Origin of the sequence: Pedobacter psychrotolerans (assembly GCF_004340665.1) — a bacterium.
GTDB lineage: Bacteria > Bacteroidota > Bacteroidia > Sphingobacteriales > Sphingobacteriaceae > Pedobacter > Pedobacter psychrotolerans.
Genome location: NZ_SLWO01000003.1, coordinates 48139 through 65437 on the forward strand (window position 1 = coordinate 48139; position 17299 = coordinate 65437).

The 17299-nt window shown below is 35.4% G+C and carries 19 protein-coding genes; 8 read left to right on the plus strand and 11 right to left on the minus strand.

All coding sequences use genetic code 11. The features are described 5' to 3' along the window. Nucleotides 1–167 precede the first annotated feature (167 nt). The 3 genes from EV200_RS07560 to EV200_RS07570 form a co-directional block, all read right to left on the minus strand. Nucleotides 168–1448: a DUF4097 family beta strand repeat-containing protein gene (locus EV200_RS07560; protein ID WP_229676801.1), complete on the minus strand. Its 1281-nt coding sequence runs from the start codon at nt 1446–1448 to the stop codon at nt 168–170. Nucleotides 1449–1575: 127 nt separating this feature from the next. Beyond that, entirely contained in the window at nt 1576–2103 is a 528-nt protein-coding gene (locus EV200_RS07565) for a hypothetical protein (protein WP_229676802.1), read from the minus strand. Next, the gene (locus tag EV200_RS07570; RefSeq protein ID WP_132530796.1) at nt 2096–2653 is read right to left on the minus strand and encodes an RNA polymerase sigma factor; all 558 of its coding nucleotides are present in this window, start codon (nt 2651–2653) and stop codon (nt 2096–2098) included. The genes EV200_RS07565 and EV200_RS07570 overlap by 8 nt, the downstream gene beginning before the upstream one ends. A 201-nt stretch (nt 2654–2854) precedes the next feature. Here EV200_RS07570 and EV200_RS07575 point away from each other — a divergent pair, with 201 nt between their 5' ends. From EV200_RS07575 to aspS, 4 genes are all read left to right on the plus strand, one after another. Then, nucleotides 2855–3256 (plus strand): hypothetical protein, encoded by a 402-nt coding sequence (locus EV200_RS07575; protein ID WP_132530798.1) that lies wholly within the window; start codon nt 2855–2857, stop codon nt 3254–3256. Nucleotides 3257–3332: 76 nt separating this feature from the next. Beyond that, nucleotides 3333–3557, plus strand: coding sequence for a DUF2798 domain-containing protein (locus EV200_RS07580; protein ID WP_132530800.1), 225 nt, complete (start codon nt 3333–3335; stop codon nt 3555–3557). A gap of 15 nt (nt 3558–3572) precedes the next feature. After that, a complete protein-coding gene (locus EV200_RS07585) occupies nt 3573–4142 on the plus strand; it encodes a Crp/Fnr family transcriptional regulator (protein WP_132530802.1) in 570 nt (189 codons plus the stop codon). A gap of 113 nt (nt 4143–4255) precedes the next feature. Beyond that, nucleotides 4256–6001: an aspartate--tRNA ligase gene (gene aspS / locus EV200_RS07590; protein ID WP_132530804.1), complete on the plus strand. Its 1746-nt coding sequence runs from the start codon at nt 4256–4258 to the stop codon at nt 5999–6001. A gap of 453 nt (nt 6002–6454) precedes the next feature. On the opposite strand, the gene EV200_RS07595 is transcribed toward aspS, so the two are convergent. From EV200_RS07595 to EV200_RS07625, 7 genes are all read right to left on the minus strand, one after another. Next, a complete protein-coding gene (locus EV200_RS07595; RefSeq protein ID WP_244312973.1) occupies nt 6455–6856 on the minus strand; it encodes a hypothetical protein in 402 nt (133 codons plus the stop codon). A gap of 22 nt (nt 6857–6878) precedes the next feature. Further along, on the minus strand, nt 6879–7259 hold the full coding sequence (locus EV200_RS07600; protein WP_132530808.1) for a phage holin family protein: 381 nt from the start codon (nt 7257–7259) through the stop codon (nt 6879–6881). 55 nt (nt 7260–7314) lie between these two features. Next, nucleotides 7315–7581: a YtxH domain-containing protein gene (locus EV200_RS07605; RefSeq protein WP_029282112.1), complete on the minus strand. Its 267-nt coding sequence runs from the start codon at nt 7579–7581 to the stop codon at nt 7315–7317. A 71-nt stretch (nt 7582–7652) separates the two neighbouring features. Beyond that, on the minus strand, nt 7653–8702 hold the full coding sequence (locus tag EV200_RS07610; RefSeq protein ID WP_132530810.1) for an AI-2E family transporter: 1050 nt from the start codon (nt 8700–8702) through the stop codon (nt 7653–7655). Nucleotides 8703–8771: 69 nt separating this feature from the next. Then, nucleotides 8772–10181, minus strand: coding sequence for a sigma-54-dependent transcriptional regulator (locus EV200_RS07615; protein ID WP_132530812.1), 1410 nt, complete (start codon nt 10179–10181; stop codon nt 8772–8774). A 172-nt stretch (nt 10182–10353) separates the two neighbouring features. Next, the gene (locus tag EV200_RS07620) at nt 10354–11133 is read right to left on the minus strand and encodes an enoyl-CoA hydratase-related protein (RefSeq protein WP_132530814.1); all 780 of its coding nucleotides are present in this window, start codon (nt 11131–11133) and stop codon (nt 10354–10356) included. A gap of 3 nt (nt 11134–11136) precedes the next feature. After that, a complete protein-coding gene (locus tag EV200_RS07625; RefSeq protein ID WP_132530816.1) occupies nt 11137–11556 on the minus strand; it encodes a cobalamin B12-binding domain-containing protein in 420 nt (139 codons plus the stop codon). Nucleotides 11557–11814: 258 nt separating this feature from the next. Between EV200_RS07625 and EV200_RS07630 the strand changes: the two genes are divergently transcribed. The 3 genes from EV200_RS07630 to EV200_RS07640 all read left to right on the plus strand — a co-directional run bounded on the left by EV200_RS07630 (nt 11815) and on the right by EV200_RS07640 (nt 14247). Continuing rightward, nucleotides 11815–13464: a glutamine--tRNA ligase/YqeY domain fusion protein gene (locus EV200_RS07630; RefSeq protein ID WP_132530818.1), complete on the plus strand. Its 1650-nt coding sequence runs from the start codon at nt 11815–11817 to the stop codon at nt 13462–13464. Between the two features lie 131 nt (nt 13465–13595). After that, nucleotides 13596–13895 carry a nucleotidyltransferase family protein gene (locus EV200_RS07635; RefSeq protein ID WP_132530820.1) on the plus strand — a complete coding sequence of 100 codons (300 nt, stop codon included), beginning with the start codon at nt 13596–13598 and terminating at the stop codon, nt 13893–13895. Further along, the gene (locus EV200_RS07640) at nt 13888–14247 is read left to right on the plus strand and encodes a HepT-like ribonuclease domain-containing protein (protein WP_132530822.1); all 360 of its coding nucleotides are present in this window, start codon (nt 13888–13890) and stop codon (nt 14245–14247) included. The genes EV200_RS07635 and EV200_RS07640 overlap by 8 nt, the downstream gene beginning before the upstream one ends. Before the next feature lie 191 nt (nt 14248–14438). Here EV200_RS07640 and EV200_RS07645 read toward each other — a convergent pair whose 3' ends face one another. Then, nucleotides 14439–15275 (minus strand): N-acetylmuramoyl-L-alanine amidase, encoded by an 837-nt coding sequence (locus tag EV200_RS07645; protein WP_132530824.1) that lies wholly within the window; start codon nt 15273–15275, stop codon nt 14439–14441. A 114-nt stretch (nt 15276–15389) separates the two neighbouring features. Between EV200_RS07645 and EV200_RS07650 the strand changes: the two genes are divergently transcribed. After that, nucleotides 15390–17069: a dipeptidyl-peptidase 3 family protein gene (locus EV200_RS07650; protein WP_132530826.1), complete on the plus strand. Its 1680-nt coding sequence runs from the start codon at nt 15390–15392 to the stop codon at nt 17067–17069. Nucleotides 17070–17299: the final 230 nt, after the last annotated feature.

Here is a 17299-nt window from a genome sequence, read left to right on the forward strand (position 1 = left end):
GAATTTCAACTTTTCTACCAGTCTAAAAAACACCTTTTAAGTAAAGATATTTGCATTTCGAGAAAAATACAGCAACTCCTAATCTGACACTTTTACATCAAACAGCATAAACAAATCAGAAGCCTTACTAAATAGCAAGACTTCTGATTTGTTAAGCTTAGAAATTCTTATTTAAAGGTAATTGAACCATAGCTGGTTTTAATATTTATATTTCCTGCACCACCGTTACCAATCTTACCCGCATATCTTTTGTCTTCATCATCTTTACTGGCCAGTGAAGAGGATACATTTGTACCAAATTTAAAGCCGGCATAAGAGGTAGAAACATTAAAGTTACCGTTATAACGATCAGAAAAGCCAAGGCTAACACTCACATACTCACCTCCAAAAGTAAAATTTTTACAAGCAGGATTGATTTCATTAACATTTAAACGATTATAATCCATTCTGATATTGGCATCGCCATTAACCGAGCCTAAAGTTACATTTGAATATTCTGCATCTACAGCAATCTTACCTGCCGATGCAATGGTTAAATCTGCATAAGCTTGTTTGGCAACCATGTTTCCTTTAACAGTATTAATATTAACTTTTGCATATTCTGCATCTAGCAGAAGATTTCCGCCTATGGTACCAACTGTTAAACCCTTACCGTATTGAATTTTGAGATCTGCTGATCTGCGAATGCTGTTAATATTTACAGCAACATACTCTGCGTCTAATTCTAAAGTGCCAACACTACCAATATTTACCGGACCATTATAACTGTGCTTGACTACGCCGGTATTAATTTCCCGAATATCACATTTACCATATTGCACATTTATATAATTATTACTATTGTTTAAGCTGCCCGCAACCAGGTTTCCATATTGAACTTTAAGTGAGGTTGGACCAAAAATATTACCAACTTCTACATTTCCATATTGCTGAGAAATGGTGAGCGAATTTGATGCTGGCATATAAACTACATAATCAATTTTAACTTCTCTCCTCCAGGTGGTTACTCCATTTTTCGTTCCACGGCCATAACGACCATCTCTTTCGCTCATATTGGTACTCACGGTAACTACATCGCCGTTTTTACTGGCATCAATTGTTACTGTATTAATCATTTTTTGCGCCTCACTATCGGAGTTACTAAATGCCTTGATGTCTATATCTACCTTAACTTCTTTCTTATCCCAGGTTTTAATGGTAATAGAACCATATTGATTATTAAGGTTCACTTTATCATTTGCATCGACACTGAAACTTTTACTAAAAGATTTAGACTTTTCACTATCGCCATTCTGTTTTAATGATATAGAGGTATCAGTGTTTGTATTTGTTGAAATTTTTGAGTTTACAGCATAAGTTTCTGTCGGCAACACCGTAATAGTGCTTTCCTGTGCATTACTTTTTACGGCTATAAAAGCCATAAAGGCTAATAATATTTTTGTTTTCATATAGTTAATTATAAATATGGCTCAAACCTGCCGGCGGGCTAAACCATTGTGCGTTATTTTAATATTAAAAAGCAAGTACCTGTAATTTAAAATACTGAACATCAGCATTATATTATCTCTCAGAAACTTAAATCTGGTTAACTTTTTTATAGTCATCAACCTGGTTTATAATCAACAACTGTTGCTTGAGCAGTTGTAATTGAATTTCACGGTTTTTAACCATTGCCTTTACTACAAAAGTTTGATTAGGAGAAGTAGGAAGTTCATTTTTCAAACGTTCATATTCTTCATCCAATTTCTTTAAATCAGCAGTGAACTTTTTGTATAACTCTGGGTTTGCAGCGGCAAAAATGGCCAGGCTATCTCTTTTTTCTATAATTAATCCAGCAAACTGAACCTCTTTCTTAGCGTACACCGCATTTACATCAGCAATTTCAATCTCCCCGCTTTGCATTTTTCCCGCGTATAGCCAACCTAAACCAAAAACGACTATTATGGCTGCTGCCACACTCATCCATAAATATAGCTTTATTGGTTTTTTTTCTTTTTTTTGATCTAGCTTTTGTTCAATTTTTGCCCAAAGTGCTGGTGATGGTTCCATGATATCGAACGATCTCCGGTTCTCTTTAACAAAGGTTTCTAATCTATTATTCATCTCTCATCCCTTTCAGATCTAATATGCTTTTTAATTTCTTTTTCGCCCTCATGTATTGTGTGCGACTTGTATTTTCACTAATTTTTAAAATGTGCGATATTTCTTCATGATCATAACCTTCTAAAAGGTACAAACTCAATACCACTCTGTAACCATCTGGCAATTCTGTAATCGCCTTTCTAACCTCTTCAGCTTGTAAACGGGTATCATAATCGTCAAAACTTACTTCATCAGGCACCTCAGAAACTTCATCTGTGCTCACAAATTCCATTTTGCGTTTTCGCAGATAATTAATGGATTTATTAATGACGATCTGCTTCAGCCAAAGTCCAAATGTTGTTTCCTGCCTGAAATCTACAATTCTGGTAAAGGCATCAAGAAAGGATTCTTGCAAAACATCTTCGGCTTCTTCTTCGTAATTTAAAATCCGCAAGGCTACATTATACATCGCCTTAGCATACAATTTGTATAAATCAAATTGTGCTGCCCGGCTGCCCTGCATGCATGCTTTTACTAATTCCAGGTTTTTATTGATATATACCGTTTCCAAATTTTCGAAGATTCTGATTATAAGACATAAGGGAATTTAAAACGTTGCATCAATGTATAAAAAAGATTAAATAAACTTGAAGACGTATCAATTTATAATTAAATCCTTTAAATCTTTTACTTGTTTCATCTGTTAGTTTCAAAATGATGATCACATTCATTATTATTTTTAAAGTATTCTTCAAACTTTTAACTTCATGCCATGGAAATTGATTTAACTACTAAAGAACTGGATACGGTACATCAAAAAGCCAACCTGGCATTTGAAAAAAAAGATATTAGTCTCTATATGAGTCAATTTGACAATAGCATTCAATACACCAAGGCCGATGCTACCATTTATGACCGAAAAGAACTCCTTTACCAAACCGAATCTTTTTTCAAAAAAACAAAAGAGATTTCTACATCGTATTATCGCATAAAATCATCCATGGATGGTGAAATTCTTTCAGAAAAGATTGCACGTAAATCAATTGTTTATGTGAAAGGTTTGGTGTTTGCAAAAAAACAAACTATCCAAACAGAAGAAGTTTTTCAATGGAAGAAGATACAGGCTAGTTGGAAGGTAATTTCTGTACAGGTGGTTCTGGAAGAGAAATATTAAGCCATCTTCATTTATTGACTTACATCATAGTTTAGCTTTTTTTATCCCTGCATCTTTGTTTTAAAACAAATTCAATATGAAAAAAGCATATTTTAAATACCTCAACACGCTATTGGTTGTAATTCCAATGACTTTGATTATGGCATTCGTAGGCCTGATGCGAAACTATGGTTTTGGTGAAGATTGGTTTATCAAATTTTTAAAGGCCTGGAGCATTATGTTGCCAGTTTCATATCTTTCTGCCTTTATGATCATTCCTCTTGCCCGTAAGCTGGCAGAGAAAATTGCATCGAAAAACTAAATACGCTATTCATTAATGTACCAACAGCTTTCTAATTATATCAGCAATCGGATTGGGATTAGTGAAAATGATCTGAAAACTGTCTTTTCGTTTTTCAGTGTATTAAAAGTAAAGAGAAATGAACACTTGGTAAGCCCAGGTCAAATCAGCAATAAAATATATTTTGTAAACAAGGGTTGCCTGCGCATCTATTTTTTAAATGAAAAAGGTAGTGAAGCAACCAGGCTCTTTGCTTTCGAAGATCAATTTGTAACTGCTTTGGTCAGTTTTGTTACCGAAGCGAAGTCTTTGGAATTTGTTCAGGCCACAGAGAGTACCACATTGTTGAGTATTAATAAAACTGATTTCTATAACCTTTTAGCAATCGTTCCACATTGGGAAAAACTGTATCGCCACTACCTGGAGTACGCCTATGTAACCAATACAAACCGTTTAATGTCTTTTATTACATCAGACGCGACGGAGCGGTATCAGCAATTGCTTAATCAAAATCCAATTGTTGTAAAAAGACTTTCAAATAAAATGATCGCATCATATCTGAATATTTCACCTGAAACGCTAAGCAGGTTAAAATCCAAAAGTTGATTGTTTTGGGTGCAATTCATTTTAACGGGTATTTGCTTAAAAAAGCTCAAATCTTCTATTCCAAAGTTTAAAACTAATTCGGTATTTTTGCCGCTCAATTTAGATTACAATATATGTTAAGAACAGTAACTTGTGGTGCGCTCACCCTTAATAACTTAGGCGAAAGCGTAACCTTGTGTGGTTGGGTACAAAAATCAAGAGATTTAGGTGGAATGACTTTTATAGACATTCGCGATCGTTATGGTATTACCCAGTTGGTTTTTAACATGGATGATAACCGCGAACTTTGTGAATCAGCACGTTTATTAGGTCGTGAGTTTGTAATTAAAGCCACTGGTATAGTTGTAGAGCGTAGCAACAAAAACCCTAAAATGCCAACTGGCGATGTAGAAATCAAAATCACATCTTTAGAAATTTTGAATGCTGCTAAATTGCCTCCATTTATGATCGAAGATGATACTGATGGCGGTGATGAATTACGCATGAAATATCGTTATCTGGATTTGCGCCGTAACCCGGTTCGCAATAACCTGATTTTACGTCATAAAATAGCGCAGTCTGTTCGTCGTTATCTGGATGCTTTAGATTTTATTGAAGTTGAGACGCCTGTCTTAATTAAATCGACTCCTGAGGGTGCTAGAGATTTTGTGGTGCCAAGCCGTATGAATGAGGGTGAATTTTATGCCTTACCACAATCACCACAAACCTTTAAGCAATTGCTTATGGTTTCTGGTTTCGACAGGTATTTTCAGATCGTAAAATGTTTCAGAGATGAAGATTTAAGAGCAGATCGTCAGCCTGAATTCACACAGATAGATTGTGAAATGTCTTTTATTGAACAGGAAGATATATTAAATACTTTTGAAGGCTTAATCCGTACTTTATTCAAGGAAGTTCGTAATTACGATTTACCAGAAGTTCCAAGAATGCAGTACGCAGATGCCATGCGTTTGTATGGTTCTGATAAACCTGATACCCGTTTTGCTATGCAGTTTGTAGAACTGAATGATTTGGTAAAGGGCAAAGGTTTTCCGGTTTTTGACAATGCGGAATTGGTTGTTGGGATTAATGCAAAAGGAGCAGCAAGCTATACACGTAAGCAGTTAGATGAGTTAACCGACTTTATCAAACGACCACAAATTGGTGCTACGGGACTTATCTATGCCCGTCATAATGAAGATGGAACGATAAAATCATCAGTTGATAAATTTTTTAACGAAGAAGATTTAAAACAATGGAGCCAGGTATTTGAAACTGAAAAAGGTGACTTACTTTTAATCTTGGCAGGCTCTACAGATAAAGTTCGTAAACAATTGAATGAGCTTCGTTTAGAAATGGGTAATCGTTTAGGTTTACGTGATAAAAACAAGTTTTCTGCCCTTTGGGTATTGGATTTTCCACTTTTAGAATGGGATGAGGAAACTGAGCGTTACCATGCCATGCACCACCCTTTTACTTCTCCTAAGCCGGAAGATATTGCACTATTGGATTCAGACCCTAAAAATGTACGTGCCAATGCTTACGATATGGTTATTAATGGAACTGAAATTGGTGGAGGTTCTATCCGAATCCACGATAGGACGCTACAGGCTTTAATGTTTAAACATTTAGGTTTCAGTGCAGAAGAAGCTCAAAAACAATTTGGTTTCTTGATGGATGCCTTTGAATTTGGCGCACCGCCGCATGGTGGAATTGCCTTTGGTTTTGACCGTTTAACGTCTATTTTCGCTGGTTTGGATTCCATTCGTGATGTGATTGCTTTCCCTAAAAATAATTCAGGCAGAGATGTAATGATTGATAGCCCAAGTACTATTGATGAAAAACAATTAAAAGAATTGAAAATTAAAACGGATCTTTAATTATAAAGTTCATCTGGTCATTGGTTGAATGGTCTAGGAGCATAAATAGCATGGCTTATTATTTAAGTGCAGAAAATAGGATTATTATCGGTTGGTGTCTCGCGATAGATGTTCAGAAGATTATGATTTGTCAATTAAAAACTAATGCGGAATGGTTAACCACCCCCTGTCCCTCCTAAATTAGGAGGGGAGTTCCCCTCATAGCAGTACAATGTAAATTATTCTATCAGTTGGTGTCTCACCAACCGAAAAATCAGACTATAATTCGATGATTATAGAACTGGTTGGTGAGACACCAGCCAGCAGGTCAAAAGACTTAGGGTTAGTTCACTAGGCGCCAACCAGTAGATTAGGTTAAATAAAAAGCCTCAGAATTTTAAATCCTGAGGCTTTTTATTTATATGGTTTCTGCTCTTTGCTAACGAATGAACAAATGACTAATGAACCATGAAACTAATATGTCTCACTATCTGGCGGAATACCATAGTCAATAAATTTCTTTGCTTTTTTTTCTTTTCTAGTGCCAAACCAGCCTTTTACTGAATTAAAAATAGCGGAGATATGTTCAGCATCTAAAGATTTTCCAACTTTTCCAGACACTAATCCAACGGCTGCTTTCGTTAAAAAGCCAGCACCCCTAAAAATTGTCTTATTCATAAACATGGGAAGCAACAATGACATTGCCGTTCCACTAATGTTTAGCTTTTCATCAGCCTTGAAAAAGTTATTTGGGGTAGCATATTTTTTAATCAGCGCACCAATTGTAAATTGTTTTGCATAAGCTTTTGAATTAGTTACAAGCATGTTTTGCTTCAGCGTATACTCTACCTTCAGCTCCAATTTCTTGGCTTGCAAATCTTCCAGACTGTTGATGTTTTTATAACTTCTCATCTTCTTCCTCCTTATCTGCAAGTTTAGTAAAATACTTTCTGATGGCAATATTGATAATCGCCTTTTCAATGTATTTATCTTTAGTTAAATACACTACAACTGCGAGTAAAATATAAATTAATGAAACACAACCAAAGCCTCTTGTATAACTACCTAAAACATCTGACAAGAAAAGAGCTAATGTTACACTACCAAATAAAAAGGCCAGTATAAAACACACAATTACTGCCGTACTCGTAACTAAATCGGCAAATATTTTAGATACCTTTTCTAAAAGGTAAAGTCGGGTATATTCTACTCTAGCCTCTAAATAGCCTTTGGCATCCTCGAAAATATCCTCGATACCTTTCTCTTTATTTTCTTGCATAGTTAAGATGAAATTTAACTGGGCGCAACTAAACGCCCAGCTATTATTTTATTGCTTATGCGTGCTCTACGTCGTCACTATACTCTTCTTCAACACTTCTCAATTTGGTTTTAATTGAGCTTACTACTTTTTCTTTTAAACTAGCCAGGCTGTTAATTTCATCAGCAGCTTTATCTTTGATAGAATCGCCTAAATCTTTTAAAGACTGGCTTAATTTATCGCGGGTTTCGTCACCTTTATCTGGTGCAAATAAAATACCTAAAGCGGCACCGGCAGCTAGTCCTGCTAAAAGGGCAACTACTACTTTCGAGTTATCATTCATAATTATGTATTTTAAGGGTTTAACGTTTACAATATAAGGATTACTATATTATTTATTTGTTAAGCTGTAATTTATAACTCATTATGCTCATTATTTGTTTTAATTCTTTCTAATCTTTCTGAAGCTAATGTGCTGGATTCATAAATTTTAATCAGCAATATAAAATAAGAGAGTAAGAGCGGACCAAAAACCAGCCCTAAAATCCCGAATAAAGGAATACCAATAATTACGCCAATTACTGTGATGATGGGATGAATATTACCCACTTTTTTGGCAATCATGAATCTAAGTACGTTATCAATATTAATAATAACGACGAAGCCAAAAATCAGCATGGCCCAGCCTTCGAAATTATGTCCATTTGCAATTTGTAAAATAGCAGCCGGAACAAATACAACTGGTGGCCCTAAAACAGGCACAAAAGAAATGAATGTTGTAATTACTCCCCAAAAAACTGGATCTTGATAACCTAAAATATAAAAAGATAAGCTTACAAGAGAACCTTGCACTAAACAAATGAGCCCCTGCCCTAACACGTTTGCATATGTTGTATTTTTCATCTCATTGCCGAAACGTAAAGCATTTTGCTCTCTAAATGGCGCATATTTTACCAAAGAAAATTCAAATTGCTTTCTTTCAATAAGCATAAAGTAGAGTAAAAAGTACATCACGAGCAGACTCAATATAATATTAACGGCGCTGGAGATCAATGATGGAAAGAGTTGAGTGGCCCAGTTACCCAGTCTGTTTAATCCTTCCTGAATTAAATTTTCATTGATTCGAAAAGGAAGCATATGCTGAAGTTTAACCAACAAATTTTTAAAAAAGATTTCATTGCTTCTTAACTCAGAAATTTTACTGATCACCATGCTGCTTAGGGCATAAAAAGGCAGTATGATTAATACAATACTGATGGTAATGAGCATAATAGCAACCAAACGCTTGTTCCAATTTTTAACTTCAGCCAGATGAATATAAGCCGGACGCATGATGGTATACATTACCAATGTACTTAGAATTGCCGAAAAAATATCCTGTAAGGAATAAGCAATGAGAACACCAAGCGCAATGATGATGACGAGGTTGATATTCTGCCGCTGCTTATGAGAAAATACTGACATAACTTGGATGAACGATATTTCTTAAATAGCAAAGACTATAGATTTGTTTTAGCAAAAACAGATTTGAATTTATCCGTTTAATTTAATTGCCTTCATCTTATTATAGAGTGTTTTTCTGTCGATGTTTAAAATCTGAGCGGCCTTAGTTTTATTAAAATTAACCTTAATTAATACACTTAAAATAGCATCGTATTCTGCTTCCTGCGCGGCATTTTTTAAATCTTGTGGCTTTTGCTGTTCAGCTTTCAATTGAGTAAAACTTTTCTCCTTTTCGTAACTTCCAACGTAATTAAATAGTTCTAAAGGCAAAACATCTACCTGGATTTCATTTCCATCAGTTAATAATGCCAATCTTCTCACTACATTTTTTAATTCGCGTATATTACCTGGCCAGCTATAGTTGAGGAAACACTTTTTTACACCTTCTGAAAAGCCTTTGATTTTTTTATTTAATTCTACATTTGCCACCACTAAAAACTTCGTTGCAAAAATTAAAATGTCATTACCTCGTTCTTTAAGAGAAGGCAAATGGATAGAAAACTCATTAAAGCGATGGTATAAATCTTCGCGGAAGGTTCCTTTTTCAATATTTACAGCCAGATTTTCATTTGTTGCTACAATAATTCTGACATCGATATCAATTTCTTTTGTACTTCCTATACGCTTTATCTTTCGTTCCTGAACGGCTCTCAATAAAATGGCCTGAATTTCATAAGATAGGTTTCCTACTTCATCTAAAAAAAGTGTGCCCCCATTTGCTTGTTCAAAATGCCCTATTTTGGTAAATAAGGCACCTGTAAATGCACCTTTTTCATGTCCAAAAAATTCACTTCCGGCAAGCTCTTTGGTTAATGAACCACAATCCATTGCAATAAAGGGCTTATCTCTTCGTAAACTATTTGAATGAATTGCTTCGGCTACTCTTTCTTTTCCTGTTCCACTTTTACCTGTTAAAATAATGCTATAGGACGTTGGTGCGATAAGATGGATTTGTTTTAAAAGTTTGGCAGATGTTTCACTTTCACCACCAATAAAATCGCTAGAATTACCATATTCTGCCTCGTTATTTAATTTACTTCTGGCATCATCCTGTACCTTAATTTCTTTTAAACTTTTCTGACTTTCTAATGCTTTGTTAATGACAGATAAAATCTCATCCGGATATAGTGGTTTGGTAATATAGTCATGTGCGCCAAGCTTAATCAACTCTACTGCAAGTTTAATATCTGAATAACCGGTAATAATGATTACACCAGTTGAAGGGTAGCTTTCTTTTACTTTAATTAAGATTTCACGTCCGTCAGTATCATTAAGTCGGTAATCACACAGAATTAAATCGAACGTTTCCTTGGATAGAATTTCCATTGCAGAGGCACCAGAGATAGCATTTGCCACTTCGAAACCATCTCTTGCCAGAAATTTTGACAACAGTAATCCAATATTTACCTCATCATCTACAATTAAAATCTTCTTATTCATGAGCGTTATATTATATAGCTAAAAACCCCTCCAGATTGGATGGGAAAGCATTCTGAAAATAGAGCATCATTTTAGAAAACCATAGGATGCATAGTTACTAAAAACGTTTTTAAATGGGAAACATTTAACGTAAATTATTAAAAAAATTGTGTTTCCAATTCGCCTATTTATGCTATCGCCCCTTAAATAATGATTTACGCTTATTGATAAATGCGGAAACACCTTCTTTAAAATCTTCTGTTTCGAAGCATTTTCCAAATTCAGAAATTTCAACATCATAGCCATTTACCTCATTTACAGCAGCATTAACCGATTTAATGGCTGCCGATACCGCCAGCGGTGCGCGTTGCTTAACCAGATTTAAAATTTCTGTTGCTTTAATGATTAAATCTTCTTGGGATACCGTATGATTTACCAAACCAATTTTTAAAGCTTCTTCAGCTGAAATCATGCCGGCTGTAGTGATTAATTCAATTGCTTTTCCTTTACCAACCAGCTGAGTGAGCCTTTGTGTACCGCCATAACCAGGTATTAATCCCAATGTAACTTCTGGCAAACCTAGTTTGGCATGACTTGCGGCTATGCGCATGTGACAGGCCATTGCCAGTTCTAAACCACCGCCTAAAGCAAAACCATTAATGGCAGCAATAAAGGGTTTTGAAGATCTTTCAATCGCATTGAAAACATGATGTTGTCCATTTCTGGCTAATTCTTCTCCTTGTTCAGCATTGTAGTCAGAAAATTCTTTAATATCTGCACCTGCTACAAAAGCTTTTTCGCCCGCTCCAGTTAAAATTACGCCCCTAACATCTGCGTTTTCATTTGCAAAAGCGATTACATCTGCAAGTTCGGTAAGTGTATCTCTATTTAAAGCGTTTAAAGCTTTTTCACGATTGATGGTAATGTAAAGAATATTTTCTTTTATCTCTGATATTAAGTTCTGATATGCCATAGTTTAAAAATTTCTGTTTTCTGCCACCCAATTCTGAATATATGCTACAATACTTGCCATGGTCGTTCCTGGCGGAAATAACTCTCCAACGCCAATTTCTGCAAGCTTTCTACGATCCGATTCTGGTATAATTCCTCCGCCTGTTAATAAAACGTCATCAAGTTGCTTTTCTTTCATAAATTGAATGATTTTAGGAAAGACCGTCATGTGCGCTCCAGATAGGATGGATATGCCAATAGCATCTACATCTTCCTGCAATGCCGTATTGACCACCATTTCTGGCGTTTGGCGCAATCCGGTGTAGATGACCTCCATACCTGCATCCCGTAAGGAAGTGGCAATTACCTTAGCACCTCGATCATGGCCATCTAACCCAACTTTGGCAACTAATACACGTATTGGCCTATTTAATACTTTGCTCATAGTGAATATTAAGTTGATGTAAATGTATTGATTTTGATCAGATAAGAAAATAGACCGTGGATCAATTTCCAACATGGATGTTCACCCATCCACTTCCTGTAATCTCCATTCTCAAAGCAAATCAGGCTTATTCTTATTCCCTGTTATTAATTTCCTATCACCTATTTCCTATTTTCTGCCCACTATTATCTATTTACTATTCCTTACATAATATACGCTCAATCTTTTTAACTTTGCGTTCCTAATTTACAGGTTTTTATGAGTGAAGAAAAGTCATTGAACTTTATTGAAGAAATTGTTGAGAACGATCTAAATAGTGGCAAGTATAAAACTTTGGTGACGCGTTTTCCGCCTGAACCTAATGGTTATTTACATATTGGGCATGCAAAAGCAATATGCCTCAACTTCGGATTGACACAAAAATATGGTGGTTATACTAATTTGCGTTTTGATGATACCAATCCGGTTACAGAAAAAACAGAATACGTTAATAGTCAGCAGGAAGATATTAAATGGTTAGGTTTTAACTGGAAGAATGAATTATATGCGTCAGATTATTTTGATGAACTATATTCTTTTGCCATTAAATTAATTGAGAAAGGTTTAGCATACGTTGATGAAAGTTCAGCAGATGAAATCGCAGCTTTAAAGGGGACACCAACTGAACCCGGACAGGATAGCCAATACCGTAACCGTAGCATTGAAGAGAACTTAGACATTTTCACCAGAATGAAAAATGGCGAATTTTCTGATGGCGCTTATATTTTAAGGGCAAAGATAGACATGGCTAGTCCGAACATGCTAATGCGAGATCCAATTATCTACCGTATTAAACATGCTGAACACCACCGTACTGGCAACAAATGGTGTATCTATCCCATGTATGATTTTGCACACGGCCAAAGCGATAGCATTGAAAACATCACGCACTCTATTTGCACCTTAGAATATGTTTCACACCGTGAATTATATGATTGGTTTATTAAAAAACTGGAAATTTTCCCATCTAAACAATACGAATTTGCGCGTTTAAATCTTACTTCAACAGTAATGAGTAAACGTAAATTATTGCAACTGGTAAATGACAATTTAGTTAATGGCTGGGATGATCCACGCATGCCAACCATTTCTGGTCTGCGCAGAAGAGGCTTTACACCAAAAAGTGTTCGCGAATTTTGCGAACGAATAGGTATTGCTAAACGGGAAAACCTGATCGAACTAAGCTTACTTGAATTTTGTATTCGCGAAGATTTAAATAAATCAGCCAATCGCGTAATGGCAGTTTTAGATCCAATCAAATTGGTGATTACCAATTATGAAAAAGGAACAGAAGATTTAATCGGCGAAAACAATCCTGAAGCTGAAGGTGGTACTCGTGTAATCCCTTTCAGCAATGAGCTTTGGATTGAGCGTGAAGATTTCATGGAAGTGCCCGCTAAAAAATGGTTCCGTTTGGCACCTGGAGCGATGGTTCGCCTGAAATTTGCTTATATCGTAAAGTGTGAGGATTTTGTTAAAGATGAAAACGGTAACGTAACAGAAATTCATTGTACTTACATTCCAGAATCGAAAAGTGGAAATGATACCAGTGGCATCAATGTTAAGGGAACCATTCATTGGGTAAGTGTTCAACATGCTAAAACAGCAGAAATTAGATTATATGATCGTCTATTCACTTCCGAAACTCCAGATGCTGAAGAAGGCGACTTTAAAGATTACTTAAATCCAGAAAGCTTAACTGTTCTTCCAAACGCTTTCATCGAACCGGCTTTGGCTGATGCAGATTTAGATAGCCGTTATCAGTTTATCAGAAAAGGTTATTTCTGTTTAGATAAGGATTCTACCGCCGAAAAGTTAGTTTTTAACCGGACGGTAACTTTGAAAGATACTTTCAAAAAGCCGAAATAGTTTAAATATAACGATAGATAAACACGGATGAACTTAGATTTATCCGTGTTTTTTTTTAATTTTTAACACATAAAATCGCAGACTTAAATACCAATAGATGTCATTTACGAAAATTTAGTTAAATTTGAATAATGAAAGTGATTGAAAATCATATTGATAGCATAAAAGAGCTTTGCAACACTCACCATGTGGATAAGATGTATCTTTTTGGCTCTGCCTTGAATTCTGATTTCAGTAATAAAAGTGATATAGATTTTCTAGTAAGATTCAATGCTATAGAACTTTCTGGCTATTTTGATAATTACTATAATTTCAAAGAGAGCCTAAAAAAACTTTTCAAACGTAATATTGATTTAGTGGAGGAACAAACTTTGAAAAATCCCATTCTTATTAACTCAATAAACCGCAATAAGAAGCTTATTTATGGATGAGCGAATTCTTAAATGGCTTTTAGATATTAAAATTGCGATAACAGAAATCGATGGATACTTTCTTGAACATCCTAAAGACTTTTTCAAATATCAGAAAAACGTGATGTTAAAAAGAGCCATAGAACGAGATCTTGAAATAATTGGCGAAGCAATGAACAGAATTTTAACGAGAGATAGTGAGTTTCACATAAAAATTACGAATGCAAAATTAATTGTCGGACTTAGAAATCAGGTAATCCATGCTTATGATAGTATATCTGATGAAAGTATCTGGTCTATCCTGCTAAATCACCTGCCAAAACTTAAAATAGAAGTAAACATTCTACTCGATAATAATCTAACTATAGATTAATGATTTAACTATCTAGGCAAGTAGATATTATACAAGTTATTGATCTCATGGATTATTGAGACTTCCAAAACGAAAAAAAACACAAATCACCGAAACCTATTCAAAATTATTTACCTTGAAAATATTTAACTATTTACTTTACCTTCTGCTCCAAACCCTTCTACCATCAACCTTCCTACCCTCTACCTCTTTTAGTATTTCGTATAAACATTATACAACACCAATAAATCAACAGGTGTAAGCTTTGGAGTGATATCACTTTGTATAAAGTGACGTTTAAAACCAACTATTGCAGCGCCCAAATCGCTGGTGTCGTAGCCCATTAATTTTAGTGCGTTTGGTCCATCGAAATCAACTGGTGGGTTTTTAAGCACATCATCATACCAATAACCAAAGCCTTTTAAAGCTAATTTTTTCCATGGAAACTTATTCGGATCCGGCTTACGCTTAGGCGCAATATCAGAATGGCCAATAAAATTTGCTGTCGGAATATTATAGGCTTTTTTTAATGTTTCTAATAATTTAACCAGGCTATTGATTTGTGCATCCGGCCATGGGTCTGTCGTGCCATTATTATCCAGCTCAATCCCTATCGAAGAGGAGTTTAAATCCGTATCTTTTCCCCATTTACCAATACCGGCGTGATTTGATCGTAGGTAATCGTTCACCATATGTACTACTTTCCCATCCCGGCTAATCACATAATGTGCACTAACTGCTGCCTTAGTGGAATGGAAGGTCTTAATCGTCTGGGCTAAACTATCCTGAGCAGTGTGGTGAAGGATCACAAAATTAGGTTTACGTATCCCAAAATTTACAGAACCAACCCAGGTTTGGTTTGTTGCATTTTGTAGATCATAAAGCTGACCTTCAGGTGGAGTAGTTGAAATTATTTTCGCAAAATCTTTACTTTTTTGCTTGTAAATCTTTTCTGTTGCAGCATATTTATTCGTCCCGCAGGAAGAAAAGAGTAGCGCTAATGCCAAAATTGAAGTGCCTTTTAAAATATAAGATTTTACTGGAAACATGGTATAATTTAAATAAAATATGAAGTTACAAAGTTAGGTTAAACTTCATCCATTACATCAAATTTTATACAAAGCTTTCAAATTTTAGTAATTTAGTCGCGATATATCTTAATCATGAAAAAACTATACAAACCTATACTATTTGTATCGGCAATAGCCTGTTCTACAAGTTTATTTACTGCTTGTAGAAATACGGGCAAACCTACTGAAGAAAAAGTAACCGTTGTACAAAAAGATAGCTTAACGGACTATGTTGCAAACAGACTTCCTATATATGAAAGGGTAAAACTTAGCACAAATCTTAATCAGCTTAGTGTTAATGACCGTAAAATTTTGCCGCTTCTTATTCAGGCAGCTGAAATTATGGATGAACTTTATTGGAAGCAGGCCTATCCTCAACGTGATAGTTTATTGGCCACCATTAAGGATGAAAAAACCCGCGAATTTGTTAATATTAACTATGGACCTTGGGACAGGTTAAATAATGACAAACCTTTCGTTGCAGGAGTGGGAAATAAACCTGAAGGTGCCTCATTTTATCCTTATGGCACCACAAAGGAAGAAATTGAAAAAGCTGAATTAACAGATAAATATGGAGCATATTCAGTAGTAAAAAAAGATAGCCTCGGAAAATTCATTACTGTTCCTTATCATGTATTATTCGCTTCTGAATTACAAAGAGCAAGTTCCCTTTTGAAACAAGCAGCACTAATCGCAGAAGATGCTGGCTTAAAAAAATATCTAAACCTACGCGCTGATGCCTTAGTAACGGATAAGTTTACCGCTAGTGATTATGCCTGGTTAGACATGAAAACAAACGGATTGGATATTATTATAGGTCCGATTGAAAATTATGAAGATAAACTTTTCAATGCCCGTACCAGTTATGAAGCCTATGTTTTAATTAAAGATAAAGAATGGAGTAAGCGCCTGGCAAAATACGTAAAGCTTTTACCAGAATTACAAAAAAACCTTCCAGTACCGGCTAAGTATAAAACCGAAACACCAGGAACAGATTCTGAATTGAATGCTTACGATGTAGTGTATTATGCCGGAGATTGCAATGCCGGATCAAAAACCATTGCGGTTAACTTGCCGAATGATGAGAAAATTCAACAGGAAAAAGGGACCCGCCGCTCGCAACTCAAAAATGCGATGCAAGCGAAATTTGATAAGATTCTCCTTCCTATTTCGAGGGAATTAATTGATGCCGATCAGCAGCAATATATTAAGTTCGATGCTTTTTTTGCCAATGTAATGTTTCATGAGGTTGCACATGGTTTGGGAATCAAAAAAACCATTACAGGAAAAGGCTTTGTTCGTGAGGCTTTAAAAGAACAATACAGCTGGTTGGAAGAAGGCAAAGCTGATATTTTAGGCTTGTACATGGTTACTGGCTTATTAAAAAAAGGTGAGCTTCAAGGCGACATTAAAAGTTATTATACCACCTTTATGGCTGGCATTTTAAGATCAGTTCGTTTTGGCGTATCAGAGGCACATGGCAAAGCCAACATGCAATGCTTTAATTACTTTGCAGAAAAAGGCGCTTTCGAGCGTACATCCAAAGGAACATATAAAGTTAACTTCGAAAAGTTTGCCTCTGCTATGAATGAGCTTAGTGCATTCATTATTACTTTACAAGGGAACGGTGATAAAGCTGCAGTAGAGAAGACTCAAAAAGAAAAAGCGGTTATTCCAGCTACACTTCAGCAAGACCTGGACCGTTTGACCAGAAAAAACATTCCTGTTGATGTTGTTTTTGAACAAGGTGTAGACGTATTAGGTGTAAAATAGCAGTAAAAACAAATAGCACATTGTTTTTCGATGTGCAAAATAAATCCCTGATTTAAAGACTTATACTCGTCTTTGAATCAGGGATTTTTCTTTTTTTTTAAAAACTGCGTAACCTTTTAAAAAAACGTTCGTCTTACTGATAACTAAAAAGGGAGACTATTCGTTTCCAAGCTAAACTTTAAACATAAAGGCAAAAATAGAAAGCGTATGCAACATGCGTTATGGAACTA

What these genes read in the sequence shown, in the direction of transcription:
- EV200_RS07560 (WP_229676801.1), bottom strand. Translation starts at nt 1,448, where the DNA reads ATGAAAACAAAAATATTATTAGCCTTTATGGCTTTTATAGCCGTAAAA.
- EV200_RS07565 (WP_229676802.1), bottom strand. Translation starts at nt 2,103, where the DNA reads ATGAATAATAGATTAGAAACCTTTGTTAAAGAGAACCGGAGATCGTTC.
- EV200_RS07575 (WP_132530798.1), top strand. Translation starts at nt 2,855, where the DNA reads ATGGAAATTGATTTAACTACTAAAGAACTGGATACGGTACATCAAAAA.
- EV200_RS07580 (WP_132530800.1), top strand. Translation starts at nt 3,333, where the DNA reads ATGAAAAAAGCATATTTTAAATACCTCAACACGCTATTGGTTGTAATT.
- EV200_RS07585 (WP_132530802.1), top strand. Translation starts at nt 3,573, where the DNA reads ATGTACCAACAGCTTTCTAATTATATCAGCAATCGGATTGGGATTAGT.
- aspS (WP_132530804.1), top strand. Translation starts at nt 4,256, where the DNA reads ATGTTAAGAACAGTAACTTGTGGTGCGCTCACCCTTAATAACTTAGGC.
- EV200_RS07600 (WP_132530808.1), bottom strand. Translation starts at nt 7,259, where the DNA reads ATGCAAGAAAATAAAGAGAAAGGTATCGAGGATATTTTCGAGGATGCC.
- EV200_RS07605 (WP_029282112.1), bottom strand. Translation starts at nt 7,581, where the DNA reads ATGAATGATAACTCGAAAGTAGTAGTTGCCCTTTTAGCAGGACTAGCT.
- EV200_RS07610 (WP_132530810.1), bottom strand. Translation starts at nt 8,702, where the DNA reads ATGTCAGTATTTTCTCATAAGCAGCGGCAGAATATCAACCTCGTCATC.
- EV200_RS07615 (WP_132530812.1), bottom strand. Translation starts at nt 10,181, where the DNA reads ATGAATAAGAAGATTTTAATTGTAGATGATGAGGTAAATATTGGATTA.
- EV200_RS07620 (WP_132530814.1), bottom strand. Translation starts at nt 11,133, where the DNA reads ATGGCATATCAGAACTTAATATCAGAGATAAAAGAAAATATTCTTTAC.
- EV200_RS07625 (WP_132530816.1), bottom strand. Translation starts at nt 11,556, where the DNA reads ATGAGCAAAGTATTAAATAGGCCAATACGTGTATTAGTTGCCAAAGTT.
- EV200_RS07630 (WP_132530818.1), top strand. Translation starts at nt 11,815, where the DNA reads ATGAGTGAAGAAAAGTCATTGAACTTTATTGAAGAAATTGTTGAGAAC.
- EV200_RS07635 (WP_132530820.1), top strand. Translation starts at nt 13,596, where the DNA reads ATGAAAGTGATTGAAAATCATATTGATAGCATAAAAGAGCTTTGCAAC.
- EV200_RS07640 (WP_132530822.1), top strand. Translation starts at nt 13,888, where the DNA reads ATGGATGAGCGAATTCTTAAATGGCTTTTAGATATTAAAATTGCGATA.
- EV200_RS07645 (WP_132530824.1), bottom strand. Translation starts at nt 15,275, where the DNA reads ATGTTTCCAGTAAAATCTTATATTTTAAAAGGCACTTCAATTTTGGCA.
- EV200_RS07650 (WP_132530826.1), top strand. Translation starts at nt 15,390, where the DNA reads ATGAAAAAACTATACAAACCTATACTATTTGTATCGGCAATAGCCTGT.